24 protein-coding genes are annotated in these 25,010 nt (G+C 68.3%); 9 read left to right on the forward strand and 15 right to left on the reverse strand.

Going from position 1 to position 25,010, the window contains the following annotated elements:
• Positions 1-64: 64 nt before the first annotated feature.
• The 9 genes from hslU to WS92_RS11955 all read right to left on the reverse strand — a co-directional run bounded on the left by hslU (position 65) and on the right by WS92_RS11955 (position 9,154).
• The gene (gene hslU / locus WS92_RS11915) at positions 65-1,408 is read right to left on the reverse strand and encodes an ATP-dependent protease ATPase subunit HslU (RefSeq protein ID WP_015601087.1); all 1,344 of its coding nucleotides are present in this window, start codon (positions 1,406-1,408) and stop codon (positions 65-67) included.
• Between the two features lie 9 nt (positions 1,409-1,417).
• Positions 1,418-1,954 carry an ATP-dependent protease subunit HslV gene (gene hslV, locus WS92_RS11920; protein WP_006024132.1) on the reverse strand — a complete coding sequence of 179 codons (537 nt, stop codon included), beginning with the start codon at positions 1,952-1,954 and terminating at the stop codon, positions 1,418-1,420.
• Positions 1,955-2,219: 265 nt separating this feature from the next.
• Positions 2,220-2,636 (reverse strand): RNA polymerase-binding protein DksA, encoded by a 417-nt coding sequence (dksA, locus tag WS92_RS11925; protein WP_006024133.1) that lies wholly within the window; start codon positions 2,634-2,636, stop codon positions 2,220-2,222.
• Between the two features lie 396 nt (positions 2,637-3,032).
• A complete protein-coding gene (locus tag WS92_RS11930) occupies positions 3,033-4,106 on the reverse strand; it encodes a CobW family GTP-binding protein (RefSeq protein WP_006024134.1) in 1,074 nt (357 codons plus the stop codon).
• 177 nt (positions 4,107-4,283) lie between these two features.
• Positions 4,284-5,555 carry a class I SAM-dependent rRNA methyltransferase gene (locus WS92_RS11935; RefSeq protein WP_015602026.1) on the reverse strand — a complete coding sequence of 424 codons (1,272 nt, stop codon included), beginning with the start codon at positions 5,553-5,555 and terminating at the stop codon, positions 4,284-4,286.
• Between the two features lie 80 nt (positions 5,556-5,635).
• Positions 5,636-6,556 carry a tyrosine recombinase XerC gene (gene xerC / locus WS92_RS11940; RefSeq protein ID WP_015601712.1) on the reverse strand — a complete coding sequence of 307 codons (921 nt, stop codon included), beginning with the start codon at positions 6,554-6,556 and terminating at the stop codon, positions 5,636-5,638.
• A gap of 43 nt (positions 6,557-6,599) precedes the next feature.
• Positions 6,600-7,313 (reverse strand): DUF484 family protein, encoded by a 714-nt coding sequence (locus WS92_RS11945; protein ID WP_015601168.1) that lies wholly within the window; start codon positions 7,311-7,313, stop codon positions 6,600-6,602.
• A gap of 46 nt (positions 7,314-7,359) precedes the next feature.
• The gene (gene dapF, locus WS92_RS11950; protein WP_009910968.1) at positions 7,360-8,229 is read right to left on the reverse strand and encodes a diaminopimelate epimerase; all 870 of its coding nucleotides are present in this window, start codon (positions 8,227-8,229) and stop codon (positions 7,360-7,362) included.
• 40 nt (positions 8,230-8,269) lie between these two features.
• A complete protein-coding gene (locus WS92_RS11955; RefSeq protein WP_006024139.1) occupies positions 8,270-9,154 on the reverse strand; it encodes a lipid A biosynthesis lauroyl acyltransferase in 885 nt (294 codons plus the stop codon).
• A 266-nt stretch (positions 9,155-9,420) separates the two neighbouring features.
• Here WS92_RS11955 and metK point away from each other — a divergent pair, with 266 nt between their 5' ends.
• Positions 9,421-10,608 (forward strand): methionine adenosyltransferase, encoded by a 1,188-nt coding sequence (gene metK, locus WS92_RS11960; protein ID WP_006024140.1) that lies wholly within the window; start codon positions 9,421-9,423, stop codon positions 10,606-10,608.
• A 143-nt stretch (positions 10,609-10,751) separates the two neighbouring features.
• Here metK and WS92_RS11965 read toward each other — a convergent pair whose 3' ends face one another.
• On the reverse strand, positions 10,752-11,105 hold the full coding sequence (locus WS92_RS11965) for a hypothetical protein (protein ID WP_059930647.1): 354 nt from the start codon (positions 11,103-11,105) through the stop codon (positions 10,752-10,754).
• A gap of 243 nt (positions 11,106-11,348) precedes the next feature.
• Between WS92_RS11965 and WS92_RS11970 the strand changes: the two genes are divergently transcribed.
• Positions 11,349-12,242 carry a phytanoyl-CoA dioxygenase family protein gene (locus tag WS92_RS11970; RefSeq protein ID WP_231755904.1) on the forward strand — a complete coding sequence of 298 codons (894 nt, stop codon included), beginning with the start codon at positions 11,349-11,351 and terminating at the stop codon, positions 12,240-12,242.
• A 178-nt stretch (positions 12,243-12,420) separates the two neighbouring features.
• On the opposite strand, the gene WS92_RS11975 is transcribed toward WS92_RS11970, so the two are convergent.
• Positions 12,421-12,627: a DUF3185 family protein gene (locus WS92_RS11975; protein WP_015601268.1), complete on the reverse strand. Its 207-nt coding sequence runs from the start codon at positions 12,625-12,627 to the stop codon at positions 12,421-12,423.
• A gap of 175 nt (positions 12,628-12,802) precedes the next feature.
• Between WS92_RS11975 and mgrA the strand changes: the two genes are divergently transcribed.
• On the forward strand, positions 12,803-13,846 hold the full coding sequence (gene mgrA, locus WS92_RS11980) for an L-glyceraldehyde 3-phosphate reductase (RefSeq protein ID WP_006024144.1): 1,044 nt from the start codon (positions 12,803-12,805) through the stop codon (positions 13,844-13,846).
• Between the two features lie 88 nt (positions 13,847-13,934).
• Here the strand turns inward: mgrA and WS92_RS11985 are convergent, their stop codons facing one another.
• The 3 genes from WS92_RS11985 to WS92_RS12000 all read right to left on the reverse strand — a co-directional run bounded on the left by WS92_RS11985 (position 13,935) and on the right by WS92_RS12000 (position 16,888).
• The gene (locus WS92_RS11985) at positions 13,935-14,120 is read right to left on the reverse strand and encodes a hypothetical protein (protein ID WP_006024145.1); all 186 of its coding nucleotides are present in this window, start codon (positions 14,118-14,120) and stop codon (positions 13,935-13,937) included.
• Between the two features lie 257 nt (positions 14,121-14,377).
• Entirely contained in the window at positions 14,378-15,241 is an 864-nt protein-coding gene (locus WS92_RS11990) for a DMT family transporter (RefSeq protein ID WP_059930642.1), read from the reverse strand.
• A gap of 357 nt (positions 15,242-15,598) precedes the next feature.
• Complete coding sequence (locus tag WS92_RS12000) at positions 15,599-16,888, reverse strand: MFS transporter (RefSeq protein ID WP_059930641.1); 1,290 nt, start codon at positions 16,886-16,888, stop codon at positions 15,599-15,601.
• A gap of 347 nt (positions 16,889-17,235) precedes the next feature.
• Between WS92_RS12000 and WS92_RS12010 the strand changes: the two genes are divergently transcribed.
• Both WS92_RS12010 and WS92_RS12015 read left to right on the forward strand, forming a co-directional pair.
• Positions 17,236-17,448 carry a hypothetical protein gene (locus tag WS92_RS12010; RefSeq protein WP_004198969.1) on the forward strand — a complete coding sequence of 71 codons (213 nt, stop codon included), beginning with the start codon at positions 17,236-17,238 and terminating at the stop codon, positions 17,446-17,448.
• Positions 17,449-17,488: 40 nt separating this feature from the next.
• A complete protein-coding gene (locus tag WS92_RS12015; protein WP_006024150.1) occupies positions 17,489-18,520 on the forward strand; it encodes a serine/threonine protein kinase in 1,032 nt (343 codons plus the stop codon).
• Between the two features lie 52 nt (positions 18,521-18,572).
• Here WS92_RS12015 and WS92_RS12020 read toward each other — a convergent pair whose 3' ends face one another.
• Positions 18,573-19,469, reverse strand: coding sequence for a LysR family transcriptional regulator (locus WS92_RS12020; protein WP_059930639.1), 897 nt, complete (start codon positions 19,467-19,469; stop codon positions 18,573-18,575).
• A 118-nt stretch (positions 19,470-19,587) separates the two neighbouring features.
• Here WS92_RS12020 and kdgD point away from each other — a divergent pair, with 118 nt between their 5' ends.
• The 4 genes from kdgD to WS92_RS12040 all read left to right on the forward strand — a co-directional run bounded on the left by kdgD (position 19,588) and on the right by WS92_RS12040 (position 25,002).
• Positions 19,588-20,538 (forward strand): 5-dehydro-4-deoxyglucarate dehydratase, encoded by a 951-nt coding sequence (gene kdgD, locus WS92_RS12025; protein WP_006024152.1) that lies wholly within the window; start codon positions 19,588-19,590, stop codon positions 20,536-20,538.
• Positions 20,529-22,100 (forward strand): aldehyde dehydrogenase (NADP(+)), encoded by a 1,572-nt coding sequence (locus WS92_RS12030; protein ID WP_059930637.1) that lies wholly within the window; start codon positions 20,529-20,531, stop codon positions 22,098-22,100. The genes kdgD and WS92_RS12030 overlap by 10 nt, the downstream gene beginning before the upstream one ends.
• An 86-nt stretch (positions 22,101-22,186) precedes the next feature.
• Positions 22,187-23,542 carry an MFS transporter gene (locus WS92_RS12035; protein ID WP_009910985.1) on the forward strand — a complete coding sequence of 452 codons (1,356 nt, stop codon included), beginning with the start codon at positions 22,187-22,189 and terminating at the stop codon, positions 23,540-23,542.
• Between the two features lie 17 nt (positions 23,543-23,559).
• On the forward strand, positions 23,560-25,002 hold the full coding sequence (locus WS92_RS12040) for an enolase C-terminal domain-like protein (RefSeq protein WP_059930681.1): 1,443 nt from the start codon (positions 23,560-23,562) through the stop codon (positions 25,000-25,002).
• Positions 25,003-25,010 lie beyond the last annotated feature (8 nt).

A 25,010-nucleotide genomic window follows, 5' to 3' on the forward strand; every position in this document is an offset into this window, starting at 1 on the left:
AAACGGGCCGCCCCGCAAGGGACGGCCCGTTTTTCTCGAGCAACGGCGGCGAAGCCGCTTCGCGTCACAGCACGTAGCGCGACAGATCCTCGTCCTTCGACACCTCGCCGAGCGCGCGGTCGACATACGCCGCATCGATCGTCACGCTCTGGCCGGCGTGATTGCCCGCCGCGAACGACACTTCCTCGAGCAGCTTCTCGATCACCGTGTACAGGCGCCGCGCGCCGATGTTCTCGGTCTTCTCGTTGACCGCATACGCGATCTCGGCGAGCCGGCGGATGCCTTCGTCGGCGAATTCGAGCTTGACGTCCTCGGTCGCGAGGAGCGCCTGATACTGCTTGACGAGGCTCGCGTCGGTCGCGACGAGAATCGCTTCGAAATCCTTCACCGACAGCGATTCGAGCTCGACGCGGATCGGAAAGCGCCCCTGCAGCTCGGGAATCAGGTCGCTCGGCTTCGCGAGATGGAACGCGCCGCTCGCGATGAACAGGATGTGATCGGTCTTCACCATCCCGTACTTCGTGTTGATCGTCGTGCCTTCGACGAGCGGCAGCAGATCGCGCTGCACGCCCTGCCGCGACACCTCGCCGCCGCCGCCTTCGTGGTTGCGCGACGTGATCTTGTCGATCTCGTCGAGGAACACGATGCCGTTCTGCTCGACGTTCTGCACGGCCTTCGTCTTCACTTCCTCGTCGTTGAGCATCTTCGCCGCTTCCTCGTCGGTCAGCAGCTTCAGCGCCTCCTTGATCTTCACCTTGCGGCGCTGCTTCTTGCCGCCGCCCAGGTTCGAGAACATCGAGCGGATCTGCTCGGTCATCTCCTCCATGCCGGGAGGCGCCATGATGTCCATGCCGACCGTCGGTTGCTCGATGTCGAGCTCGATTTCCTTGTCGTCGAGCTGGCCTTCGCGCAGGCGCTTGCGAAACGTCTGGCGCGTCGCGTTGTTGTCGTCGTTCGCATGCTCGGCGCTCGCGCCGAAGCCCACCGCGCGCGGCTGCGGCAGCAGCACGTCGAGGATGCGGTCTTCGGCGAGATCGGTCGCCTTGCTGCGCACCTTGCGCATCTCTGTTTCGCGGGTCTGCTTGACCGAGATCTCGATCAGGTCGCGCACGATGCTGTCGACGTCGCGCCCGACGTAGCCGACTTCGGTGAACTTGGTCGCCTCGATCTTGATGAACGGCGCGTCGGCGAGCTTCGCCAGGCGCCGCGCGATCTCGGTCTTGCCGACGCCCGTCGGCCCGATCATCAGGATGTTCTTCGGCGTGATCTCCTGGCGCAGCGGCTCGGCGACCTGCTGGCGGCGCCAGCGGTTGCGCAGCGCGACCGCGACGGCCTTCTTCGCCTTGTCCTGGCCGATGATGTGCTTGTCGAGTTCCGAGACGATCTCGGCAGGGGTCATGGTGCTCACGGCTTCTCCTTACTCGATGGTCTCGATGATCCGGTTGTGGTTCGTATAGATGCACATGTCGCCCGCGATCTCGAGCGCCTTCTCGACGATCTCGCGCGGGGACAGATCGGTGTTCTCGGCGAGCGCGCGCGCGGCGGCCTGCGCATACGCGCCGCCCGAGCCGATCGCGCAGATCCCGCCCTCGGGGTCGAGCACGTCGCCGTTGCCGGTGATGACGAGCGTCGACGTCGCGTCGGCCGCGATCAGCATCGCTTCGAGGCGGCGCAACATGCGATCGGTGCGCCAGTCCTTCGCGAGCTCGACGGCCGCGCGCGTCAGGTTGCCCTGGTGCTTTTCGAGCTTCGCCTCGAAGCGGTCGAGGAGCGAGAACGCGTCGGCCGTGCCGCCCGCGAAGCCGACGAGCACCTGGTTGTTGTAGATGCGGCGCACCTTGCGCGCACCGCCCTTCATCACGATATTGCCGAGCGTGACCTGGCCGTCGCCGCCGAGCGCGACCTTGTCGCCACGCCGCACGGAGACGATCGTCGTGCCGTGAAATTGCTCCATCTGGATTCCTCGAGAAAGACGGGGGAGGCGGGACGCGCGAAGGCGCCGCCGCGTGCTGCGGCGCGCGCGAGCGGGGCCCTGCCGGCCGGCTCGACGCGCATGGTCTTCATTTTAGGGCGGGCGCCGCGATATCAAGGGCGGCGTGCGGCGGGCGCCGCCGCGGCGGAAAGCAAAGCGGCGGCGGAGCAAAACAAAAGCGCGCGGCAGGCCGCGCGCTTTGGACAAAGCGTGTGAGGCGCGGAAGGCGGGCCGCGCCGGGTGGGTGTCAGTCGCCGAACAGCTTCTGACGCAGCTCGCGGCGCTCCTGCGCTTCGAGCGACAGCGTGGCCGTCGGACGTGCGAGCAGACGCGGGATGCCGATCGGCTCGCCCGTCTCTTCGCACCAGCCGTACTCGCCCGATTCGATGCGGGCGAGCGATTGCTGGACCTTCTTGAGAAGCTTGCGTTCGCGGTCGCGCGTGCGCAGTTCGAGCGCGTGCTCTTCCTCGATCGTCGCGCGATCGGCGGGGTCCGGCACGATCACCGTTTCGCGCAGATTCTCGGTCGTCTGGCCCGCATTGCGGAGAATTTCCGCCTGCAATTGTTCGAGCCGATTTTTGAAGAAGGCGAGCTGATCCTCATTCATGTAATCCTTGTCGCTCATCTTCAGGATTTCGGCTTCGGTCAAGAGTTTCTTCGTCATCTGCTTGCTTCTTCAATGTGCGGCGAATCCATGGATATTGCCCGCACTTTGGGATTACCCGCAACAGCCCTTGCAATTGTTTGCCATTCGCTGTGACGGGGCCGAAAGCCTCCGGATACCCGGCCCGTTTCGTTCAGTACTCCCTCGGGGACCGGATTGCGCGTGACCGGCGGGCGGCCGTCCCCTGCGCTCTACCTGCCGCCCGGGCTTCACGCGAGGATCGGGCCTGCCGCCGCCCTTCTCCAGCGGGCAGGTATTGTAACTGAATCGCAAGCCCTCGCCGTATCGGGTCGATCCCCTGCCGGTCAAGCGGTATCCTGAAAATATAACCCGCAAATCAGGAAAAAGCGATGACGGCCGTGCGCCGGCCCGGCGGGCTTCCCGGCGGGCGGCAGGTTACGCGAGGCAGGCGTCGAGGCCGTCGGTGATGAGGTCGCGCGGCAGGTCGACGCCGATGAACACCATCTTGTTGGTCTTCTTCTCGACCGGCAGCCACTTCGCGGCGAGATCGCTGCCCATCATCTGGTGCACGCCCTGGAACACGACCTTGCGGTCGACGCCCTTCATGTACAGCACGCCCTTGTAGCGCAGCATCCGCTCGCCGTAGATCTGCAGGATCCCGCCCAGGAAGTCTTCGAGCTTGTTCGGATCGAACGGGCGATCGTTGCGGTAGACGAACGACTTGATCTTGTCGTCGTGGTGCGCGTGATGATGATGGTGGCCGTGCTCGTGATCGTGCTCGCAATGGCCGTGATCGTGATCGCAATGCGCGTGATCGTGGTCGTGATCGTGGTGATGCGCGTGCTCGTGCTCGTCTTCCGCGAGGAAGTCCGGATCGATCTCGAGCTTCGCGTTCAGGTTGAAGCCGCGCAGGTCGAAGATCTCCTTGATGTCCGCATCGCCGAAGTTCACGACCTTGATCGCCGCCCTCGGGTTCATGTGCAGCAGGCGGTGCTTGAGCTCGGACACCGTCTCGTCGTCGACGAGGTCCGCCTTCGTGATGAACAGGCGATCGGCGAAGCCGACCTGCCGCTGCACGACCTCGTGCTCGTCGAGCTGCGTGTCGGCGTGCTTCGCGTCGACGAGCGTGATGACCGCATCGAGCAGGAATTCGTCGGCGATCTCGCTGTCGATGAAGAACGTCTGCGCGACGGGGCCCGGATTCGCGAGGCCCGTCGTCTCGATCACCACGCGGTCGAAGTCGAACTTGCCGTCGCGCTTGTTCGCGGCGAGCTCGGCGAGCACGCGCGCGAGGTCGCCGCGGATCGTGCAGCAGATGCAGCCGTTGCTCATCTGGATGATCTGCTCGTTCGAATCCTGGACGAGGATTTCGTTGTCGATGTTTTCTTCGCCGAACTCGTTTTCGATCACGGCGATCTTCATGCCGTGCTGTTCGTTCAGGATGCGCTTGAGCAGCGTCGTCTTGCCGCTGCCGAGGAAGCCCGTGAGGATGGTGACGGGAATGGCCATGTCGTCGGTCGCCTGTGGTTCGTGAAACGGGGTCAAAACGGCTGGAAGCAGCGCGCCCGGCGAAACTTTTTCGAGCGCTCAGCCGTTTATTGAAACATACCTGTCAAGCCCCCGCTGCCGGCCGGACGGCCGGCGCGGCGCGGGCTCGCACAGCGCCGCCCGCTCAGATCGGGGCGATCACGCGATTTGCAACAGCAGCCCCTTCAGATATTCGCCTTCGGGGAACGCGGTCAGGAGCGGGTGATCGACGCCCGCGCCGAGCCGCTTCAGGAGCCGCGCGTCGACCTTCGCGTCGGCCGCCGCGCCCGCGACGATCTTCTGGAACAGGTCCATGTCGATCGCGCCCGAGCACGAGTACGTGAACAGCAGGCCGCCCGGGCGCAGCAGCTTGAAGCCGCTCAGGTTGATGTCCTTGTACGCGCGCGCCGCGCGCTCGACGCTGTCGCGCGTCGGCGCGAACTTCGGCGGGTCGAGCACGATCAGGTCGAAGCGCTCGCCTTCATCGACGAGACGGCGCAGCGTCCTGAACGCGTCGGCGTCGAGCCACTCGGCGCGCGCGGCGTCGAAGCCGTTCGCGGCGACGTTGCGCTGCGCGAGCGCGAGCGCGTCGCCCGACGAATCGATCGACACGACCCGCTTCGCGCCGCCCTTGAGCGCCGCGAGCGAGAAGCCGCCCGTGTAGCAGAAGCAGTTGAGCACGTCGCGCCCGCGCGCGTACTGCGCGACGAGCGCGCGGTTCTCGCGCTGGTCGACGTAGAAGCCCGTCTTGTGGCCGTTGCGGACGTCGACGTGATACAGCACGCCGTTCTCGTTCGCGATCAGCGTGTCGGGCGGCGCGTCGCCCGCGAGCACGCCCGTCGTCTGCTCGAGCCCTTCCTTCTCGCGGATCGATACGTCCGAGCGCTCGTAGACGTTCGGGCAACCGGTCGCCGCGACGAGCGCCGCGACGATCGCGTCCTTCCAGTGCTCGACGCCCGCCGCCATGAACTGGCAGACGAGCTGGCCGCGGCCCGCGCCTTCGCCCGGCGCGGCCTGCTGCGCCGCATCGCCTTCGGTGGCGCGCGCGGCGGCGTCGCCGGCGGGGATCGGCGCCGCGACGTAGTGATCGACGATGAGCCCCGGCAGCCCGTCCGCCTCGCCGAACACGAGACGCACCGCGCCCGTGCCCGCGATCATCGCGCGGCGATGCGCGATCGCGCGCTGCACGCGCCGCTTGAAGAACGCGTGGTCGATCGGCTCGTTCTCGTCGAAGCTCCACGCGCGCAGGCGGATCTGCGAATGCGGGCTGTACGCCGCGCGCGCGAGGAAGCGCCCGTCGTGCGCGCGAACGATGACGGTCGCGCCGGGCGCGGGCTTGCCGTCGACGCGGTCGATCGCGTTCGCGTAGACCCACGGATGGCGGCGCAGCAGGGATTTGTCTTTCGACGGCTTGAGCGTAACGGTATGCATGTCGGGATCGAAAAAGCCGCGCCGGGCGCGGCGGAGTGTGATTCGGTGATTCAGTGATTCGGCGAGCGCGGCGGCGCGCGTCAGTCGCGCTTCTTCGCGCGCGGATGCGCGCTGTCGTAGATCTTCGCGAGATGCAGGAAGTCGAGCGACGTATAGACCTGCGTCGCCGAGATGCTCGCGTGGCCGAGCAGCTCCTGCACTGCGCGCAGATCCCCGCTCGATTGCAGTACGTGCGTCGCGAACGAGTGGCGCAGCACGTGCGGATGCACGTTCGCCGGAATGCCCGCCGCGAGCGCCGCGCGCTTCACGCGCTCGCGCACGACGCCGGGCGACATCCGGTTGCCGCGCACCGACAGGAAGAGCGGCCGCGGATCGCGCTTCACGAACTCGCCGCGCACCGCGAGCCAGGCGTTCAGCGCGTCGATCGCCTTGCGGCCGACGGGCACCTTGCGCTCCTTGTCGCCCTTGCCGCGCACGGTGACTTCCGCTTCGGCGAGGTCGAGCCAGCCTTCGGAGCGGTAGTCGCCGTCCTTCGCGTATTCGATGTCGAGGCCGATCAGCTCGGCGAGCCGCAGCCCGGACGAATAGAACAGCTCGAGAATCGCGTGATCGCGCAGGCTCTCGGCGGTGCCGGCCGTCGGCGCGTCCATCAGCGCGGCCGCGTCGTCGACGGACAGCGCCTTCGGCAGCGTCTTCGCGCGCTTCGGCGCGCGCACGGCCGCGACCGGATTCGCGTTCATCTCGACATGCTGCGAAAACCAGCGGTAGAACGCGCGCCACGCGGACAGCCGGTGCGAGATCGAACGCGCGGACAGGCCGCCCGCATGCGCGCGCGCGACGGCGCCGCGCATGTCGACGGCCGTGAGGCTTTCGAGCGGGCGGCCGTTCGCGAGCTTCTTCAGTTCGTCGAGTTCGTGCGCGTACGCGCGCAGCGTGTGATCCGACAGCTTCCTCACGTGCCGCAGGTTCGACAGGTAGTCGGCGATCGGATCGGCGGTCATGGCGCGTGTCGGCGGGCGGAAGGCGGGGCGCGGCGCGCGGCCGTCAGTGCGGCAGCAGGCGCGTGAGCGCTGCGCTCGCGAGCGTGCCGATCTGCGCGAGGAAGTCGGTGCCCATGCCGTCGTGGAAGCGCCGCGGGTCAGGCGAGCCCAGCACGAGCAGGCCGAACGCGCCCGCGCCTTCGCCCGCGGCGCTCGCGCGCAGCGCGATCAGCGCGACCGATTCGGCGGCGCCGCTCGCCGCGGGGGCTTCGCCGTCGGCTGCGACGGGCGCGGCCGCGACGGGCGCGAGCCACTGCGCGGCCTCGAAGCCGGTATTCGCGCCGCAATATGGGGTCGCAAGACTGTTCGTGAAGAGGCGCACCTCCTCGCCGACGTTGCGCGCGAAATCGGCTTGCGCGTAGGTCTCGGCGACGTCCCAGAGCCTGAGCGCCGTCTGCGGGACGTCGAACACGTCGGCCAAGCCGCCCGCGATCGCGCGCGGCAGTGCGTACGGATCGCGCTCGGCGATCACGCGCGCCGTCCAGCGGTTGAACTTCGCGGCGAGCCCGTCGTTTTCGTGACCGTAGCGCAGCAGCTCGGCGAGCCGGCGTTCGAGATGCTTGTTCTTGTCCCGCAGCATCTCCATCTGCCGCTCCTGAAGCGACACCGCGGCCTTGCCGTGCGGATTCGCGAGCTTGATCGTCGCGAGCAGTTCCGCGTGCTGGGCGAAGAATTCGGGGTTGGCGAGCAGGTAGTCTGCGACTTCGCGATCGTTCATGGCGCTTCGTTCGGCTTCGGCAAATGAAAGGTCAGGCTACAAAAGGTCAGGCGGGCAGCTCGATCACGCCTTCGAAGACGGTCGTCGCGGGGCCGGCCATCTTGAGCGGCGCGCGTTCGTCGCGCGCGCCGTCCCACGAGATCGTCAGCGTGCCGCCATGCGTATGGACCGTGACGGGCGAATCGAGTTGCCCGCGCCGGATGCCCGCCGCGACGGCCGCGCACGCGCCCGTGCCGCACGCGAGCGTCTCGCCCGCGCCGCGCTCGTACACGCGCAGGTTCACCTCGTGCCGCGACACGATCTGCATGAAGCCCGCGTTCACGCGCTGCGGGAAACGCGGGTGGCGCTCGATCGCGGGGCCATCGGCGAGCACCGGGGCCGCCTTTGCGTCGTCGACGATCTGCACCGCGTGCGGATTGCCCATCGACACGACCGAGATCCAGCGCGTCGCGCCGTTCACGGGCAGCGGCCACAGCGTGTCGGCGCCCTCGCGGCGGCCTTCGAGGCCGCTCGCGTCGAACGGCACGCGCGCCGGCTCGAACACGGGCGCGCCCATGTCGACGACGACCTCGCCGTTGTCCTGCATCGTCAGCGTGATCACGCCGTGCTTGACTTCGACGCGCACGCTTGCCTCGTCGGTGAGCCCGCGGTCGCGGACGAACTTGACGAAGCAGCGCGCGCCGTTGCCGCAGTGCTCGACCTCGCCGCCGTCGCAGTTGAAGATCCGGTATTTGAAATCGGCGCCGTCGACGGTGGGCTTTTCGACGAGCAGCAACTGATCGGCGCCGATCCCGAAGTGGCGGTCGGCGAGCGCGCGCACCTGCGCGCCGGTGAGCGGGGGCAGCGCGCGGCTGTAGCCGTCGAGCACGACGAAGTCGTTGCCCGCGCCGTGCATCTTGGTAAACGAGAGTTTCATGGGCGCTATTGTATGCCGCGGGCATGCCGCGGCGGCGGGGTCAATAGAGGCTCGGCTCGCCGGGCGGGCGCGTCTTGAAGCGCTTGTGCACCCAGTAATACTGCTCGGGCATCAGCGGAATCTGCTCTTCGAGGAACGCGTTCATCCGGCGCGCGTCGAGGTCGTCGTCGCCCGTCGGATAATTTTCCCAAGGCTTGAAGATTTTCAGCCGATAACCCCGGTAATCGGGCAGCACTTCGCCGATGAACGGCACGACCTGCGCATGGCCCGTCTTCGCGAGCCGGCCGACCGCGGTCAGCGTGCACGCGGGGACGCCGAAGAACGGCACGAACGTCGAGTTGCGCAGGCCGTAATCCATGTCGGCGCCGAGCATCACCGGCTTGCGGTCGCGCAGCCAGCGCAGCACGACGCGCGCGCTGTCGGCGCGGCCGACCATCTCGGCGTCGAAGCGGCCGCGCGCGGCTTTCGCGACGGCTTCGAGCGTCGGGTTCGAGAACGGCTGGTACAGCGAGCCGCAGCGGCGTTGCAGCGACCGGTTCAGCCAGATCGAGCCCGCCTCGATGCCGACGAAGTGCAGCCCGAGGAAGAGCGTCGGCGGCAGGTTCGGGTCGGCGAGGTCGACCGCGCTGTCGACCTGGATCAACTTTTCGAGCTTTTTCGCGGAGCCGAACCACTGGATGCTGCGCTCGACGTAGCTGCGGATCGCGTGCCGGAAGTGCCGGCCGGCGACTTCCTCGCGGCGCGCGTCGCTCCAATCAGGGAAGCAGAGTTTCAAATTGGTGTGTACGATGCGCTTGCGCCGGCTGGGGATCTGGTAGAGCAGCCAGCCCAGGCCGTCGCCGAGGCGCGCGGTCAGGCCGTAGGGCAGGACCGCGAGGAATTTGAGAAACGCGACGGCGAGCTGTGTGCCGAGACGGCCTAGCATGCGAATCCTCCGTCGATCCGGCCGGCCGGCGCGATGAGAGCAGGGTTGAAGGACAGTGGAAGGAGCCGCACGATGGACGCTCTGTGACAATTCGAGAAAGCCGCTATAATACGGGCTTCGCCGAGTTAACTGACAACTTGCGGGGCGAAGCCGGCGGGCGCGACGAGCGCCCACGGCGCAGGAAATCCGCTAAAGCGTCGCCACTTCGGGCCTCTGGAAGCTGGCTACGTGAACTTCAACCGTAACCACAACAGGAGCCTGAGAACGTGGCAAACGAATATCTCTTTACGTCCGAATCCGTTTCCGAAGGCCATCCGGACAAGGTCGCAGATCAAATCTCCGACGCGATCCTCGACGCAATCCTCGCGCAAGACAAGTACTCCCGTGTTGCGGCCGAAACGCTGTGCAACACCGGCCTCGTCGTGCTGGCCGGCGAAATCACGACGACGGCGAACATCGACTACATCCAGATCGCGCGCGACACGATCAAGCGCATCGGTTACGACAACACCGATTACGGCATCGACTACCGCGGCTGCGCGGTGCTCGTCGCGTACGACAAGCAGTCGCCCGACATCGCGCAAGGCGTCGATCGCGCGCACGACAACAACCTCGATCAAGGCGCGGGCGACCAGGGCCTGATGTTCGGCTACGCGTGCGACGAAACGCCCGAGCTGATGCCGCTGCCGATCCACCTGTCGCACCGCCTCGTCGAGCGCCAGGCGAACCTGCGCCGCGACGGCCGCCTGCCGTGGCTGCGTCCGGACGCGAAATCGCAGGTGACGGTTCGCTACGTCGACGGCAAGCCGCACTCGATCGATACCGTCGTGCTGTCGACGCAGCACGCGCCGGACATCGATCTGCCCGCGCTGCGCGAAGCGGTGATCGAAGAGATCATCAAGCCGACGCTGCCCGCCGACCTGATCAAGGGCGACATCAAGTTCCTCGTGAATCCGACCGGCCGCTTCGTGATCGGCGGCCCGCAAGGCGATTGCGGGCTGACCGGCCGCAAGATCATCGTCGACACCTACGGCGGCGCAGCCCCGCACGGCGGCGGCGCGTTCTCGGGCAAGGACCCGTCGAAGGTCGACCGCTCGGCCGCTTACGCGGGCCGCTACGTCGCGAAGAACATCGTCGCCGCGGGCCTTGCGTCGCGCGCGCTGATCCAGGTGTCGTATGCGATCGGCGTCGCCGAGCCGACCTCGGTGATGGTCAACACGTTCGGCACGGGCCGCGTGTCCGACGAGACGATCACGAGGCTCGTGCGCGAGCACTTCGACCTGCGTCCGAAGGGCATCATCCAGATGCTCGATCTGCTGCGTCCGATCTACGAGAAGACCGCCGCTTACGGCCACTTCGGCCGCGAAGAGCCGGAATTCTCGTGGGAAGCCGCCGACAAGGCGCTCGCGCTCGCCGAGGCGGCGGGCGTCGAGCCGGCCGTGCAAGTCGCCTGACGCACGTTCGCGATGGCAAACAAAAACCCCGGTCTCGCCGGGGTTTTTTTATTTTCGGTTGCGCTTCGGGCCGCGGCTCGCGTTGCGCATCGGCGCGATCCGCGTCGGACGCGCGCGGCGGCGCGTGCCGTGTGCTGCCGCGCCTAGCGCGCGGCGAACACGAACCAGCCGGTGCTCGTCGCGAGACGGCGCGGCCGGTTGATCCGGCGCGGCGCGACACTTGCGCGGTGCAGCGACGGTGCGCGCAGCCGCAGCGACGGCTTTTGCAGCAGCGAGCGCAGCGCGGTGCGACGCGCTGCGGCATGGGCGCTCATCAGCGACAGGAACGCGTGCAGCCATGCGCGCAGACCATCGAGCCGCGGCTGGTGCTGGCGCGCGCGCTCGGCGAGCACGCTCGAGCGCGCGCTGTGGTGGCGCAACGCGCGCACGATCCGGTGCGGCGCCGACGGCGCGCTCTTCGGGGTGCGGTGAAGACGGGAAGTCAGACGGAAAGGCATGACGAAAGTAATTCGCTCGTAGTGTGGCCCGTTTCAGGGCGCGAATGTCAAAACGGCCGTTGTGCGGCAAGGGTCGAACCCATCGTACCGAAAGCATCGGTGCGCCGCTGCCCGCGAAAACTAGCAGGTGTGCCGAGGCTACAGGGGCTTCGTGACGCCAGGAAGTCGCGCTAACCCTCGTGCGCCGGGCGCGCCGCCCCGGGGCAGCTAAAGTTAGTGGCGAGCGCGCGCCCGACAGTTCCTTTGCGTTACATCAAATTCGCGGCGACGATCGCGTGCCTTTTTTCGCTTCGCGGCATTGTTGCGAGCATGTCGCGCACGCCCGCTTTACAATCGATCGTTGATAACAATTATGTCGATCATCCCATGTCTTTCTTGCACCCGGAGTTGATTCACACGCAGGTCCAGACGCTGCGCGAGCGCGGCTTCGTCGTCGCACCGGGGCTCGTCGCGCCCGAGGGGTGCGCGCAACTGAAGGCGATCGCCGAGCGGCAACTGCACGAGGCGGCGCAGCCGCTCGAATTCGAAGCCGATCTGCGCTATCCGGGCGCGCCCGAATCGCGGCATGCGCCGGGCGGTCATACGGTGCGACGGCTGCTCGACGCCTACGCGCGCGACGCGGCGTTCGCCAGGCGCGCGACCGCACCCGAGATCGGCGCGTGGATGCGAGCATATTTCGGCGAGACACCGGTGCTGTCGCGCACGCATCACAATTGCGTGATGACGAAGCACCCGGCGTACGGCAGCCTGACCGGCTGGCACCGTGACGTGCGCTATTGGTCGTTCGGGCGCCCGGACCTCGTGTCCGTGTGGCTCGCGCTCGGGCCGGAGACGGACGACAACGGCGCGCTGTGGCTCGTGCCGGGCTCGCATGACGCGGAATTCGGGCCGGAGAGCTTCGACGAAGCGAAGTTCTTCCGCAGCGACGCGCCGGCGAACCGGGCGTTGATCGAGCAGGCGGTGTGCCCGGAGCTCGCGGCGGGCGACGTCGTGTTCTTTCACTGCAACACGCTGCATTCGGCGGGTCAGAACCGCACCGATCGGGTGAAGTTCTCGCTCGTGTTCACGTATCACGGCGACAGCAATCGGCCCGTGCCGGGCTCGCGGTCGGCGTCGAAGCCGGAGGTGCGGTTCTAGTTCAGGGTTCGCGCGAGGCGGCGCGACGCTCGATGTGGCGCGCTTCGTCCGGCGCGGGATGAGATGAAATGCGCGCAGCCGCGCGCATGGCGATGGCGGTCTCGATAACGACCGGACGAAACGGGCGGCCACATGCGGGCCGCCCGTTTCGTTTCGGGATCGAGCCGGAACGCGCGCGTCAGCGCTTGCCGCTCGGCATCGACAGGCCGATCAGCCCGACGAGCGTCGCGACGACGCCGCCCGCGATCAGCGTGATCGTCTTCGTCGAAGGCGAACCGGTGAAAAAGCGTGCGACGCCGTCGTTGATCGAATGAAACGACTGGCCGCCGAAATACAGCAGCACGACGCCGCCGACGATGAGCGCAACGGAAATCGCTCGAGTCATGAAGATCCTCGCTGAAACGGATGATGAAGACGCCGCAGTGTAGGGGAGCGCCGCCGCGGCGTCCATCACGGCGCGGCGTTGCTGCACGATTCGCGACGGTTGGCTAACATGGCCCGCTGGGGTACGTCCGGCCGGATCGCATCCGGCCTCGTTCAACGTCTCGACGGGAATTCAGATGGCCTACGAAGCAGCTTCCGAACGCTATGCGGACATGCAGTATCGCGTAAGCGGCAAATCCGGGCTCAAACTGCCGGCGCTTTCGCTCGGCTTGTGGCACAACTTCGGCGACACGACGCCGATCTCGACGCAGCGCGAGATCCTGCGCACCGCATTCGATCTCGGCATCACGCACTTCGATCTCGCGAACAACTACGGGCCGCCGTACGGCAGCGCCGAAACGAACTTCGGCCGGCTGCTGCGCGAGGATTTCAGGCCGTACCGCGACGAGCTGCTGATCTCGACGAAGGCCGGCTGGGACATGTGGCCCGGCCCGTACGGCAGCGGCGGCGGCTCGCGCAAGTACGTGCTCGCGAGCCTCGACCAGAGCCTGCAGCGCATGGGGCTCGATTACGTCGACATCTTCTACTCGCACCGCTTCGACGCGCACACGCCGCTCGAGGAAACCGCGAGCGCGCTCGCGACCGCCGTGCAGCAGGGCAAGGCGCTCTATGTCGGGGTCTCGTCGTATTCGGCGGCGAAGACGCGCGAGATCGCGAAGCTGCTCGCCGAATACAAGGTGCCGCTCCTGATTCACCAGCCCGCGTACAACATGCTCAATCGCTGGATCGAGCGCGAACTGCTCGACGCGCTCGACGAGACGGGTGCCGGCTGCATCGCGTTCACGCCGCTCGCGCAGGGGCTCCTCACGTCGAAGTATCTGAACGGCGTGCCGGCCGATGCGCGGATCAACAAGCCGGGCGGCGGATCGCTGAAGGGGGAGCACCTGAGCGCGGAGAACCTCGAGCACGTGCGCAAGCTGAACGAGATCGCGCAGCGGCGCGGCCAGAGCCTCGCGCAGATGGCGCTCGCGTGGGTGCTGCGCGATTCGCGCGTCACGTCCGCGTTGATCGGCGCGAGCCGCGCGGAGCAGGTGCGCGAGAACGTCGCGGCGCTCGCCAATCTCGCGTTCGGCGACGACGAGATCGCCGAGATCGACCGCCATGCGACGGAAGGCGGGATCAATCTGTGGGAAAAACCGTCCACCGATCAGGCGATCTGATCGATAGCGATCCTGACAATACGCCTGCCGCCCGCTCTCGGCGCGCCGAAGGCGGCGCAGGCGGATGCACGGGGCGCGGGCGCGGCAGCTAGATCAGCGCGGGCAGCCCTTCGACCAGCAGTACGCCGACCGCCATGCCGAGCATCGCGCCGAGCACGCGCAGCACGTTGTGGCGGAACTCGGTCGCGCACGGCACCGCGCCGAGGAACAGCGCGCCGGCAAGCGCCATCGGGATCAGCAGGATGAAGTCGGCGATCGTGAAATAGGTCGACATGCGTGTCTCCTTTTTTATCCGCCCGGTCGCGTGCGGGGCGGCCGGTTGTTTCGAGTATAGATAACGGCCGGCGTTTTTTGGTTATCCAAAGCTTCGCAGCGCGACGAAAACACGCAGATCGCGCGGTTTGGCGCGAACAATCCGACGAAATGCTTTCATTCCGTCTTTCCAATCGCTTGTCGGCGTTGCGATGCAATGAACGGCGCGCCCGCATGTTGCAGTGCGGGCGCGCCGTTACCGCGTCGCCGACATCGCCGTCAATCGCGCACGGCGCGCCGGAACACGAGCGCGAGGCCGGCGAGGATCGCGATCATGCCGGCGATCTCGAGCGGCGCGAGACGGTTGCCCAGCCACGCGGCATCCATCAGCGCGGTCACGACCGGCACGAGATAGAAGAGGCTCGTCACGTTGACGAGATCGCCCCGCTGCATCAGCCGGTAGAACAGCAACTGCGCGAACACCGAGATCACGATGCCGAGCCACGCGAGCGGCAGCGCGAACGACCAGCTCGCTTCGAACGCGATCGGCTCGAACGGCGCGATCAGCGCGCATAGCCCGAGGCCGAGCGCGTTCTGCAGCGGCAGCACGTCGATCGGCGCGGCGCGCACGCGCTTTTGCAGCAGCGCGCCCGCCGTGATCGAGAGCAAGGCGCCGAGCGCGCACGCGGCGCCCGATACCGGCGCGTCGCCGCCCGCGATGCTGCGATAGACGACGAGGCCCAGGCCGGTCAGCGCAAGCGCGAGGCCGGCAAGCCGCGCGCCCGATGCGCGGCGTTCGAGCACGACGAGCGTGAGGATCGGCTGCACGCCGAGTATCGTCGCGAGGATGCCGGGCGCGAGCCCGCGCTCGAGCGCGAGCAGATACAGGATCGAATAGCCGCCCGTGAGCAGCAGGCCGGTCGCGACCGTCGCGCGGCGCGCGCCGCGCGGCGGCAGCCAGCGGCGCCGCGCGAGCGACAGCACGAGCAGCACGAGCGATGCGAGCGCGAAGCGCGCGATCAGGAAAGCGAATGCGGACGCATGCCGCAGGCCGAGTTCGGCGAAGATCGCTCCGCTGCTCCATAGCAGCACGAAAAGCGACGTTGCCCCATGCGCGGCGAGCGTGGGTCTGACTGAAGCCATTTGAAATCCACCTGTCGATCGAATCGGAACGCTCCGGTCGCGCGCGCACGCGAACGCGCCGTGCGCGAAGCGCACGGAACGGTTCGATCAGCGGCGAACGGAGAGCGTGAGAGCTTGCGCGGCGTTTAGCCGAGCAGCGCCAGAGGAGGCGGCGCGCCGACGGGCGGCGGCGCGGCAGGCGGACGATGCGCGCACGCGCGCGGCAGCCGTGCGATGGACGGCTTCGACAGGGCGCGGGCGGGCAACGAGGGTTTCATCGCAAAACGTGCGAAGGTGTGAAGGAAAATGCAGGAACGCCAAAGGTAACGCATCGACGCGCGATCTGGCAACCGCCACGGCCGTGAACGCGACAGGCGATCACGCGGCGCCGGTGCGCTCGCGCGCGCGCAGCCATGCGGCCGCGACGACGCCGAGCGCGAGCAGCGCGCCGACGAGCGCCGCGACGCCGGGCCAGCCGAGCGTGCTCCAGAAGCGTCCGCCGAGCGAGCCGACGACGCTCGAGCCGATGTAGTACGCGAGCAGATAGAGCGCGGCCGCCTGGCCCTTGCCGTGCTGCGCGAGCCGGCCGACCCAGCCGCTCGCAACCGCGTGGCCCGCGAAGAAACCGAACGTCACGCACGCGATGCCCGCGGCGATCGCGGCGACGGGATGCAGCAGCGTCAGCGCGACGCCCGCGAGCATCACCGCGAGGCTCGCGATCAGCACGCGGCCGCGGCCGAGCGTATCGGCGAGCCGTCCCGACAAGGGCGACGCGACGACGCCCACCAGATAGACGACGAAGATCGCGCTGATCGTCGCCTGTCCCATCGAATACGGCGGCGCGAGCAGCCGATAGCCGATGTAGTTGTAGAGCGTGACGAAGCTGCCCATCAGCACGAACGCCATCGCGAACAGCACGGGCAGCTCGCGCCGCTTGCCGAGATGATGGACGAGCGACATGCGGTGATGCGCGAGGCTCAGGCCGCGGCGCGGCGTGAAGTGCCGCGACGGCGGCAGCAGCATGCGGAACGCGAGCATCGATGCGAGGCCGAGCACGCCGATCGCGCCGACCGCGATGCGCCACGAGAACAGGTCGGTGAGAATGCCCGTGATCACGCGCCCCGCCATTCCGCCGATCGCGGTGCCGCCGACATAGAGCCCCATCGCGAGCCCGAGGCCGTCCGGATGCACTTCCTCGGCGAGATACGCCATCGCGACGGCGGGCACGCCGCCGAGCGCGAGCCCCGTCAGCGCGCGCAGGATCAGCAGTTGATGCCAGTGCGGCGCGAACGCGGCGGCGAGCGTGAGCAGCGACGACGCGGTGAGCGACGCCGTCATCAGCCGGTGGCGGCTCGATGCTTCGGAGACGAAGCCCGCGACGAACACGGCGGCGGCGAGCGCGGCGGTCGAGAACGACAGCGCGAGACTGCTCTGCGCGGGGCTCACGCCGAATGCTTTCGAGAACTCGGGCAACAGGGGCTGCACGTAGTAGAGCAGCGAGAATGTCGCGTAACCGGCGAACAGCAGCGCGACGCTCGCGTGCCAGTAGCTGCGCGAGCCGCGTTCGAGATACGGGGCGGGTGAAACGGACGACGCGCCTCGCGCGGCATGCGTCGAGCTTGGGCGGGCGCCGGCGGCGGGCCCCGGCGCCCCGGATGATACAGTCACGCTGGATTCTCCATGCGAGGCAAACCTCAACGATACGCCGGTTGCCCGTTCGGCGTCGTTTCGTCGGACGATGCGTTGGCTTTTGACCGCACTTCCGAATGAATCGTCGGATGGCGGCCGCGCGCGTCGGGGTATGATGGAGCGACGCGCTGCCTCGAAAGCGGCGCGTCGCGGCGGCGGAATCGATGCATCCCGCGAATTGGCGGCGCGTTTGTCGTCAACTCGCGCTTTCGCGATTCCATGAGCGATGAACCATGGAATACGCGCGATTCGTCGCCTCATGGATGCGCAATTCGGGTATTTCCGGCCGGGCAGCACGCGGCCGGCTTTGAAAGCGGGGAAACATCATGCATGTCGGTTCGATTGTCTGCACCACCCACATCGCCGTGCCGAAGGGCGCGCGCGGCATCGTCCAGCGCATTCTGGGGGACATGGCGATGGTGACCTGGTACGCGGGCGTGCCGGGCGAATCCAAGGAGCTCAACACCGAGCCGTTCTTTCTCGAGGACCTGATCGACACCGGCGAATCCGTGCTCCCCGCGGGCGCGGCGCTGCACTGAGCGCTCGTCTTTCGGCCCCGCGCGCGGCACAATGCGGGGCATGAACGACGCCACTTCCGAATCCAACGCAGCCGGCGCAAGCGCCGGCTTGCCTTTTGCAGGCCTCACGCCGGAGCGCGTGCTCGATGCGCTCGACAGCGTGCTGATTCCCGCCGGTTCGCGCACCGACGGGCGCCTGCTCGCGCTCAACAGCTACGAGAACCGCGTCTATCAGGCGGGCATCGAGGACGGTGCGCCGATCGTCGCGAAGTTCTATCGTCCGCATCGCTGGCCGAACGACGCGATCCTCGAAGAGCATGCGTTCGTCGCCGAGCTGGCCGCGCGCGAGATTCCGGCCGTGCCGGCGCTCGCGTTCGACGGCCGCACGCTGCACGAGTTCGAGGGCTTTCGCTTCGCGATCTTCGAGCGGCGCGGCGGCCGTGCGCCGGAGCTCGACCGGCGCGACACGCTCGAATGGCTCGGCCGCTTCATCGGACGCATTCACGCAGTCGGCGCGACGAAGCCGTACGCCGCGCGGCCGACGCTCGACATTCATACGTTCGGCTATGAGCCGCGCGATTTCCTGCTGTCGCACGACTTCGTGCCGGACGACGTTCGGCCTGCCTACGAAGCGGCGGTCGCGCTCGCGCTGGAAGGCGTCGAGCACGCGTACGAGCGCGCGGGCGACGTGCGGATGCTGCGCGCGCACGGCGACTGCCATCCGAGCAACGTGCTGTGGACCGACGCGGGCCCGCACTTCGTCGACTTCGACGACAGCCGGATGGCGCCCGCCGTGCAGGACCTGTGGCTGCTTCTGCCCGGCGACCGGCCGGGCGCGTCGCGCGCGCTCGCCGATCTGCTCGCGGGCTACGAGGACTTCTGCGAATTCGATCCGCGCGAGCTGCATCTGATCGAGGCGCTGCGCACGCTGCGGCTCATCCATTACGCGGCGTGGCTCGCGCGCCGCTGGGGCGATCCCGCGTTTCCGGCCGCGTTTCCGTGGTTCAACACGCATCGCTATTGGGAAGCGCGCGTGCTCGAATTGCGCGAGCAGATCGGCGCGATGCAGGAAGGGCCGCTGTGGCCGGTGTGATGTCGCTTCCCTCTCCACCGCTCGACGCTCGGCTGCGCCGGCATGCGTTCCTTCATCGCCCTCCGGCGAGCGACTTGCGCAGCACATCCTTCAGCGCGCCGAACACCGGATTGTCGTTGTCCTTGCGATACGCGAGCGTCAGCTCGACGGGCTTCGCCGGCGTCGTGCGCACCGGCCGGTAGACGACCCCTTCGAAGTGCAGCATCGATGCCGCCGCCGGAATCAGCGCGGCCCCGATGCCCGCGCGCACGAGCGCCAGCATCGAATGGATCTGGCTCACGTATTCGACGATGTCGGGCAGCACGTCGGCGCGCTCGAGCAGCCCGCTCACCAGTTGGTGAAAATAGCGCGCCTCGTAAGGCGAATACATCAGGAGCGGCTTGCCTTCGCAATCTCGCAGCGTCGGATGCTTCGGCCACGTGCCGGCGCTCGCCTGCGGCAGCGCGAGCACGAGCGCTTCGCGCACGCATGGCGCCGACGCGAGCTCGCCGTGCTCGACGGGCGGGCGCAGCAGCCCGACGTCGATCAGCCGAGCGTCGAGCGCTTCGAGCTGCGCGCCGCTCACCATCTCCTTCAGCGTGAGGCGCACGTCCGGCGACGCCGCGCGCACCGCGCTCACGAGCGACGGCAACAGGCCATAGCCCACCGACGCGGTGAAGCCGATCGCGAGCGTGCCGGCCGCGCCCGTCGCGACGCGGCGCGCGGTGGCCGCCGCTTCGTCGGCGAGCCGCAGAATGCGGGCCGCATCGGGCAGGAAGCCGCGGCCGGCCGCCGTCAGCTTCACCGAGCGGCTCGTGCGCTCGAGCAACTCGGTGCCGATCTGGTGCTCGAGCAGGCGCACCTGCCGGGACAGCGGCGGCTGCGTCATGTGCAGGCGCTCGGCCGCGCGCCCGAAGTGCAATTCCTCCGCGACGGCGACGAAGCAGCGAAGCTGGCTGAGTTCGAACATTGATTCAAAACGTGTATTGATTGAGTCATCGGTTATCTTGGACTTGAATCGTTCACGGTGCAAGAATCCGCTCACTACTTCGCTTACCCCTTGTCACGCCGCACCGGCACGAACGCTCATGTCACGCTATACGCCCACCGAATTCGCCCGCCAGATCGGCTCTGGCCTGCTGTCCTTTCCGGTCACGCATTTCAAGCCCGATCTGTCGTTCGACGAGGCCGCCTACCGCGCGAACCTCGGCTGGCTCTTCAGCCACGACGCCGCGGGCCTCTTCGCCGCGGGCGGCACGGGCGAGTTCTTCTCGCTCACGCCCGCCGAAGTCGACCGCGTCGTGCGCGCGGCAGTCGCCGAAACCGGCGGCCGGCTGCCCGTGATCGCGCCGGCGGGCTACGGCACCGCGATGGCGATCGACTATTGCAAGGCCGCCGAGGCGGCGGGCGCCGACGGCATCCTGCTGTTCCCGCCGTATCTGACGGAGGCGGCGGCGGACGGCGTCGCCGCGCACGTCGAGCAGGTCTGCCGCGCGACGCGCCTCGGCGTGATCGTCTACAACCGCGCGAACCAGGTGCTCGACGAAAACGCGCTCGCGCGCCTCGCCGAGCGCTGCCCGAACCTCGTCGGCTTCAAGGACGGCGTCGGCGACATCGAGTTGATGACGCGCATCTACACGCGGCTCGGCGAGCGCTTCACGTACATCGGCGGCCTGCCGACCGCGGAGACGTTCGCGCTGCCGTACCTGACGCTCGGCGTGACGACGTACTCGTCGGCGATCTTCAACTTCGTGCCGCGCTTCGCGCTCGATTTCTACGCGGCCGTGCGCGCGCAGGATCATGCGAAGGTGTACGCGATGCTCGATCAGTTCGTTCTGCCGTACATCGCGCTGCGCAATCGCAAGCGCGGCTATGCGGTGTCGATCGTGAAGGCCGGGATGAAGGTGGTCGGCCGCGGCGCGGGCCCCGTGCGCGCGCCGCTTGTCGATCTGACGGGCGCGGAGCTGGCCGAGCTGTCGGTGCTCGTCGCGCGGATCGCCGACGTCGCCGAGGTGGCCGAGGTGCAAGCATGCCTGTGAGCGGCGAGCTGATGCTGGGCGGCGAACGCGTCGCGCCCGGCGAGCGCGCCGTGCGCGCGATCGATCCGGCGACAGGCGCGACGCTCGAGCCGCCGTTCGCGCTCGCGACGCCTGCGGACGTCGCGCGTGCCTGCGAGCTGGCCGCCGCCGCGTTCGACGCGTATCGCGACACCGAACCCGACGCGCGCGCCGCGTTTCTCGAAGCGATCGCGACGGAGATCGAGGCGCTCGGCGATGCGCTGATCGAACGCGCGATCGCCGAAACCGCGTTGCCGCGCGCGCGTCTCGAAGGCGAGCGCGCGCGCACCTGCGGTCAATTGTGTCTGTTCGCTTCGGTCGTGCGCGCGGGCGACGCGGTCGGCGCGCGCATCGATTCCGCGCTGCCCGGGCGCGAGCCGCTGCCGCGCGCCGATCTGCGGATGCGGCGCATCGCGCTCGGCCCCGTCGCGGTGTTCGGCGCGAGCAATTTTCCGCTCGCGTTCTCGGTCGCGGGCGGCGATACCGCATCCGCGCTCGCGGCCGGCTGCCCGGTCGTCGTGAAGGCGCATCCCGCGCATCCGGGCACCTCCGAGCTCGTCGGCCGCGCGCTCGCCGCCGCGCTTGCGCGATGCGCGCTGCCGGCGGGCGTGTTCTCGCTCGTGCAGGCGGACAACGACGTCGCGCTCGCGCTCGTCGCCGATCCGCGCATCCGGGCGGTCGGCTTCACCGGCTCGCGCGCGGGCGGCGAGGCGCTGCTGCGCATCGCGCAATCGCGCGCGCAGCCGATTCCGATGTATGGCGAGCTGAGCGCGATCAATCCCGTGTTCCTGCTGCCCGACGCGCTCGCGCAGCGCGGCGGCGCGCTCGGCCGGCAATTCGTCGCGTCGCTCACGCTCGGCGCCGGGCAGTTCTGCACGAATCCGGGCCTGCTGCTCGCGATCGACGGGCCGGGCGTCGATGCGTTCGTGCACGCCGCCGCCGATGCGCTCGCCACGAGCGCCGCGCAGCCGATGCTCACGCCCGGCATTCACTCGGCGTACGTGCGCGGCGTCGAGCGCCTCGCGGCTACGGCCGGCGTGCGGTGCGTCGCGCGCGGCGATGCGAGCGACCTGCCGAATCGCGGACGCGCCGGCTTGTTCGAGACGGATGCGCGGCACTTCATCGCGCAGCCCGCGCTGCACGACGAGATCTTCGGCGCGACGGCGCTTCTCGTGCGCTGCCGCGACGCGGCCGAGCTGTGCGCGATCGCCGAGCGGCTCGACGGCCAGTTGACCGCGACCTTGCATCTCGACGACGGTGACGCGTCGCTCGCTCGCGCGCTGTTGCCCGTGCTCGAGCGCAAGGCGGGCCGCATCGTCGCGAACGGCTGGCCGACGGGCGTCGAAGTCTGTCATGCGATGGTGCACGGCGGCCCGTGGCCCGCGACGACGGATGCGCGCGCAACGTCGGTCGGCACCGCGGCGATCGAGCGCTTCCTGCGGCCCGTCTGCTATCAGGACCTGCCCGCCGCGCTGCTGCCGCCCGCGCTGCAGGACGACAATCCGCTGCGGCTGCGCCGCCTCGTCGACGGAACCTGGACCTGATCGCGATATTCGCGCGAAGCCGGGCCGCGGCAGGCCCGGCGCTGAAACGACCGGCGCATAATGGACGCCGGCGGAAGGAGGAGACAATGGACATCAAAGCCCCCGCCGTGGGTGCGCGCAGCACGCCGCGCGTCGAGCGCGTGAGCCGCGTGCGCTTCATGATTCTCGCGATGCTGTTCGTCGTGACGACGATCAACTACGCGGACCGCGCGACGATCTCGATCGCCGGCTCGGCGATGCAGAAGGATCTCGGCATCGACGCGGTATCGCTCGGCTACATCTTCTCCGCATTCGGCTGGGCGTACGTGATCGCGCAGATTCCGGGCGGATGGCTCCTCGATCGTTTCGGTTCCCGGCGCGTTTATGCGGCGAGCATCCTGACGTGGTCGATCTTCACGCTCGCGCAAGGCGCGATCGGCTTCTTCACCGGCATCGCCGCGATCGTGGCCGTGTTCGCGCTGCGCTTTCTCGTCGGCGTCGCGGAGGCGCCTTCGTTTCCGGCGAACAGCCGGATCGTGGCCGCGTGGTTCCCGGCGAACGAGCGCGGCACTGCCTCCGCGATCTTCAACTCCGCGCAGTACGCGGCGACGGTGATCTTCGCGCCGCTGATGGCGTGGCTCGTGCATCGCTTCGGCTGGCACTACGTGTTCGTCGTGATGGGTGTGATCGGCATCGCGGCGGCGTGCGCGTGGCGGCTCTTCGTACGCGATCCGAAGGATCACCCGCGCATGACCCGAGCGGAGATCGAATACATCGAGAACGGCGGCGGCCTCGTCAACATGGATCGCGCGGGCGTCGCGAAGGCGGAAGGCCCCGATCTCGGCTACATCAGGCAGTTGCTGAAGAACCGGATGATGATGGGCATCTACGTCGCGCAGTACTGCATCAACGCGCTCACGTACTTCTTCATCACGTGGTTCCCGGTGTACCTCGTGCAGGCGCGCGGGATGTCGATCCTGAAGGCGGGCTTCGTCGCGTCGGTGCCGGCCGTGTGCGGCTTCCTCGGCGGCATTCTCGGCGGAATCGTCTCCGATGCGCTGCTGCGCCGCGGCGCGTCGCTGTCGGTCGCGCGCAAGGTGCCGATCGTGCTCGGCATGCTGCTGTCGATCAGCATGGTGATCTGCAATTATGTCGACACGCAGGGCATCGTCGTCGCGGTGATGGCGCTCGCGTTCTTCGGCAAGGGCATGGGCGCGCTCGGCTGGGCGGTCAATTCGGACACCGCGCCGAAGCAGATCGCGGGCCTGTCCGGCGCATTGATGAACACGTTCGGCAACCTGTCGAGCATCACGACGCCGATCGCGATCGGCTACATCGTCAACAGGACCGGCTCGTTCAACGGCGCGCTCGTCTACGTGGGGCTTCATGCGCTCGTCGCGTGCGTCTGCTATCTGTTCGTGGTGGGCGAGATCAGGCGCGTCGAACTGAAGCCGGCATCGTGATGCGAGGCATGCCGAACATGACGCAGAATACGATCGAAGCTATCGCGCAAGCGCACGCGCAGACGCCGCTCGTCACGCGGATGCGGGTGATTCCCGTCGCGGGCCGCGACAGCATGCTGCTGAATCTGTGCGGCGCGCACGCGCCGTTCTTCACGCGAAACATCGTGATCCTGAACGACGATGCCGGGCATGTGGGCGCCGGCGAAGTGCCGGGCGGCGAAGGCATTCGCCGCGCGCTCGAGCGTGCGGCGCCGCTCGTCGTCGGGCAGTCGATCGGCCGCATGAACGGCGTGCTCGCCGGGATTCGCCGCTCGCTCGCGGGCGACGGCCCCGCCGCGCATCAGGCTACCGTCCATCAGGTGAGCTCGGCGTCGGAGGCCGCGGTGCTGCGGCAGCCGCACGAGATCAACCTGCGGATGGACAACGTCGTGACCGCGGTCGAAGCGGCGCTTCTCGATCTGCTCGGCCAGTTCGTCGGCGCGCCGGTGGCCGATCTGCTCGGTGCGGGCCGGCAGCGCGACGCGGCGCCGATGCTCGCGTACCTGTTCTACGTCGGCGAGCGCCGCGACACCGATCTGCCGTATCCGGCGGGCGCGGACGGCGGCGACACATGGCTGCGCGCGCGCCGCGAGGCGGCGCTGACGCCGGCCGCCATCGTGCGTCTTGCCGAAGCCGCCGCCGATCGCTACGGCTTCGCCGATTTCAAGCTGAAGGGCGGCGTGATGGACGGCGAGGACGAGATGGAAGCGGTCGCGGCGATCAAGGCGCGCTTTCCGCGCGCGCGCGTGACGCTCGATCCGAACGGCGCATGGTCGCTCGACGAAGCGATCGCGCTGTGCCGGGGCCGGCGTGATCTGCTCGCGTATGCGGAAGATCCGTGCGGGCCGGAGGCCGGTTATTCGGGCCGCGAGATCATGGCCGAATTCAAGCGCGCGACGGGCGTGCCGACGGCGACCAACATGATCGCGACCGACTGGCGTCAGCTCGGCCACGCGGCGGCGTTGCAGGCGGTCGACATTCCGCTCGCCGATCCGCATTTCTGGACGATGCAGGGCTCGGTGCGCGTCGCGCAATTGTGCGACGAATGGGGGCTCACGTGGGGCTCGCATTCGAACAATCACTTCGACATTTCGCTCGCGATGTTCACGCACGTCGCAGCCGCCGCGCCCGGCCGCATCACCGCGATCGACACGCACTGGATCTGGCAGGAAGCCGACGAGCGGCTGACGCGCGAGCCGCTTGCAATCGCGCGCGGGCACGTTGCGGTGCCGGAGGGGCCCGGGCTCGGCATCGAGCTCGACATGGACCGCGTGATGCAGGCTCATGCGCTGTACGAAACGCTCGGCCCGGGCGCACGCGACGATGCGCGGGCAATGCGATGCCTGATGCCGGGCTGGACCTACGACCCGAAACGGCCGAGCTTCGGCACCGCCGCGCGCGCAGCCGCGCGCGGCGCATGAACGCTTCG

Origin of the sequence: Burkholderia sp. MSMB1588 (assembly GCF_001546925.1) — a bacterium.
GTDB classification, from domain to species: Bacteria; Pseudomonadota; Gammaproteobacteria; order Burkholderiales; family Burkholderiaceae; genus Burkholderia; species Burkholderia humptydooensis.

What these genes read in the sequence shown, in the direction of transcription:
- hslV (WP_006024132.1), bottom strand. Translation starts at nt 1,954, where the DNA reads ATGGAGCAATTTCACGGCACGACGATCGTCTCCGTGCGGCGTGGCGAC.
- dksA (WP_006024133.1), bottom strand. Translation starts at nt 2,636, where the DNA reads ATGACGAAGAAACTCTTGACCGAAGCCGAAATCCTGAAGATGAGCGAC.
- WS92_RS11930 (WP_006024134.1), bottom strand. Translation starts at nt 4,106, where the DNA reads ATGGCCATTCCCGTCACCATCCTCACGGGCTTCCTCGGCAGCGGCAAG.
- WS92_RS11935 (WP_015602026.1), bottom strand. Translation starts at nt 5,555, where the DNA reads ATGCATACCGTTACGCTCAAGCCGTCGAAAGACAAATCCCTGCTGCGC.
- xerC (WP_015601712.1), bottom strand. Translation starts at nt 6,556, where the DNA reads ATGACCGCCGATCCGATCGCCGACTACCTGTCGAACCTGCGGCACGTG.
- WS92_RS11945 (WP_015601168.1), bottom strand. Translation starts at nt 7,313, where the DNA reads ATGAACGATCGCGAAGTCGCAGACTACCTGCTCGCCAACCCCGAATTC.
- dapF (WP_009910968.1), bottom strand. Translation starts at nt 8,229, where the DNA reads ATGAAACTCTCGTTTACCAAGATGCACGGCGCGGGCAACGACTTCGTC.
- WS92_RS11955 (WP_006024139.1), bottom strand. Translation starts at nt 9,154, where the DNA reads ATGCTAGGCCGTCTCGGCACACAGCTCGCCGTCGCGTTTCTCAAATTC.
- WS92_RS11965 (WP_059930647.1), bottom strand. Translation starts at nt 11,105, where the DNA reads ATGCCTTTCCGTCTGACTTCCCGTCTTCACCGCACCCCGAAGAGCGCG.
- WS92_RS11975 (WP_015601268.1), bottom strand. Translation starts at nt 12,627, where the DNA reads ATGACTCGAGCGATTTCCGTTGCGCTCATCGTCGGCGGCGTCGTGCTG.
- mgrA (WP_006024144.1), top strand. Translation starts at nt 12,803, where the DNA reads ATGGCCTACGAAGCAGCTTCCGAACGCTATGCGGACATGCAGTATCGC.
- WS92_RS11985 (WP_006024145.1), bottom strand. Translation starts at nt 14,120, where the DNA reads ATGTCGACCTATTTCACGATCGCCGACTTCATCCTGCTGATCCCGATG.
- WS92_RS11990 (WP_059930642.1), bottom strand. Translation starts at nt 15,241, where the DNA reads ATGGCTTCAGTCAGACCCACGCTCGCCGCGCATGGGGCAACGTCGCTT.
- WS92_RS12010 (WP_004198969.1), top strand. Translation starts at nt 17,236, where the DNA reads ATGCATGTCGGTTCGATTGTCTGCACCACCCACATCGCCGTGCCGAAG.
- WS92_RS12015 (WP_006024150.1), top strand. Translation starts at nt 17,489, where the DNA reads ATGAACGACGCCACTTCCGAATCCAACGCAGCCGGCGCAAGCGCCGGC.
- WS92_RS12020 (WP_059930639.1), bottom strand. Translation starts at nt 19,469, where the DNA reads ATGTTCGAACTCAGCCAGCTTCGCTGCTTCGTCGCCGTCGCGGAGGAA.
- kdgD (WP_006024152.1), top strand. Translation starts at nt 19,588, where the DNA reads ATGTCACGCTATACGCCCACCGAATTCGCCCGCCAGATCGGCTCTGGC.
- WS92_RS12030 (WP_059930637.1), top strand. Translation starts at nt 20,529, where the DNA reads ATGCCTGTGAGCGGCGAGCTGATGCTGGGCGGCGAACGCGTCGCGCCC.
- WS92_RS12035 (WP_009910985.1), top strand. Translation starts at nt 22,187, where the DNA reads ATGGACATCAAAGCCCCCGCCGTGGGTGCGCGCAGCACGCCGCGCGTC.
- WS92_RS12040 (WP_059930681.1), top strand. Translation starts at nt 23,560, where the DNA reads ATGACGCAGAATACGATCGAAGCTATCGCGCAAGCGCACGCGCAGACG.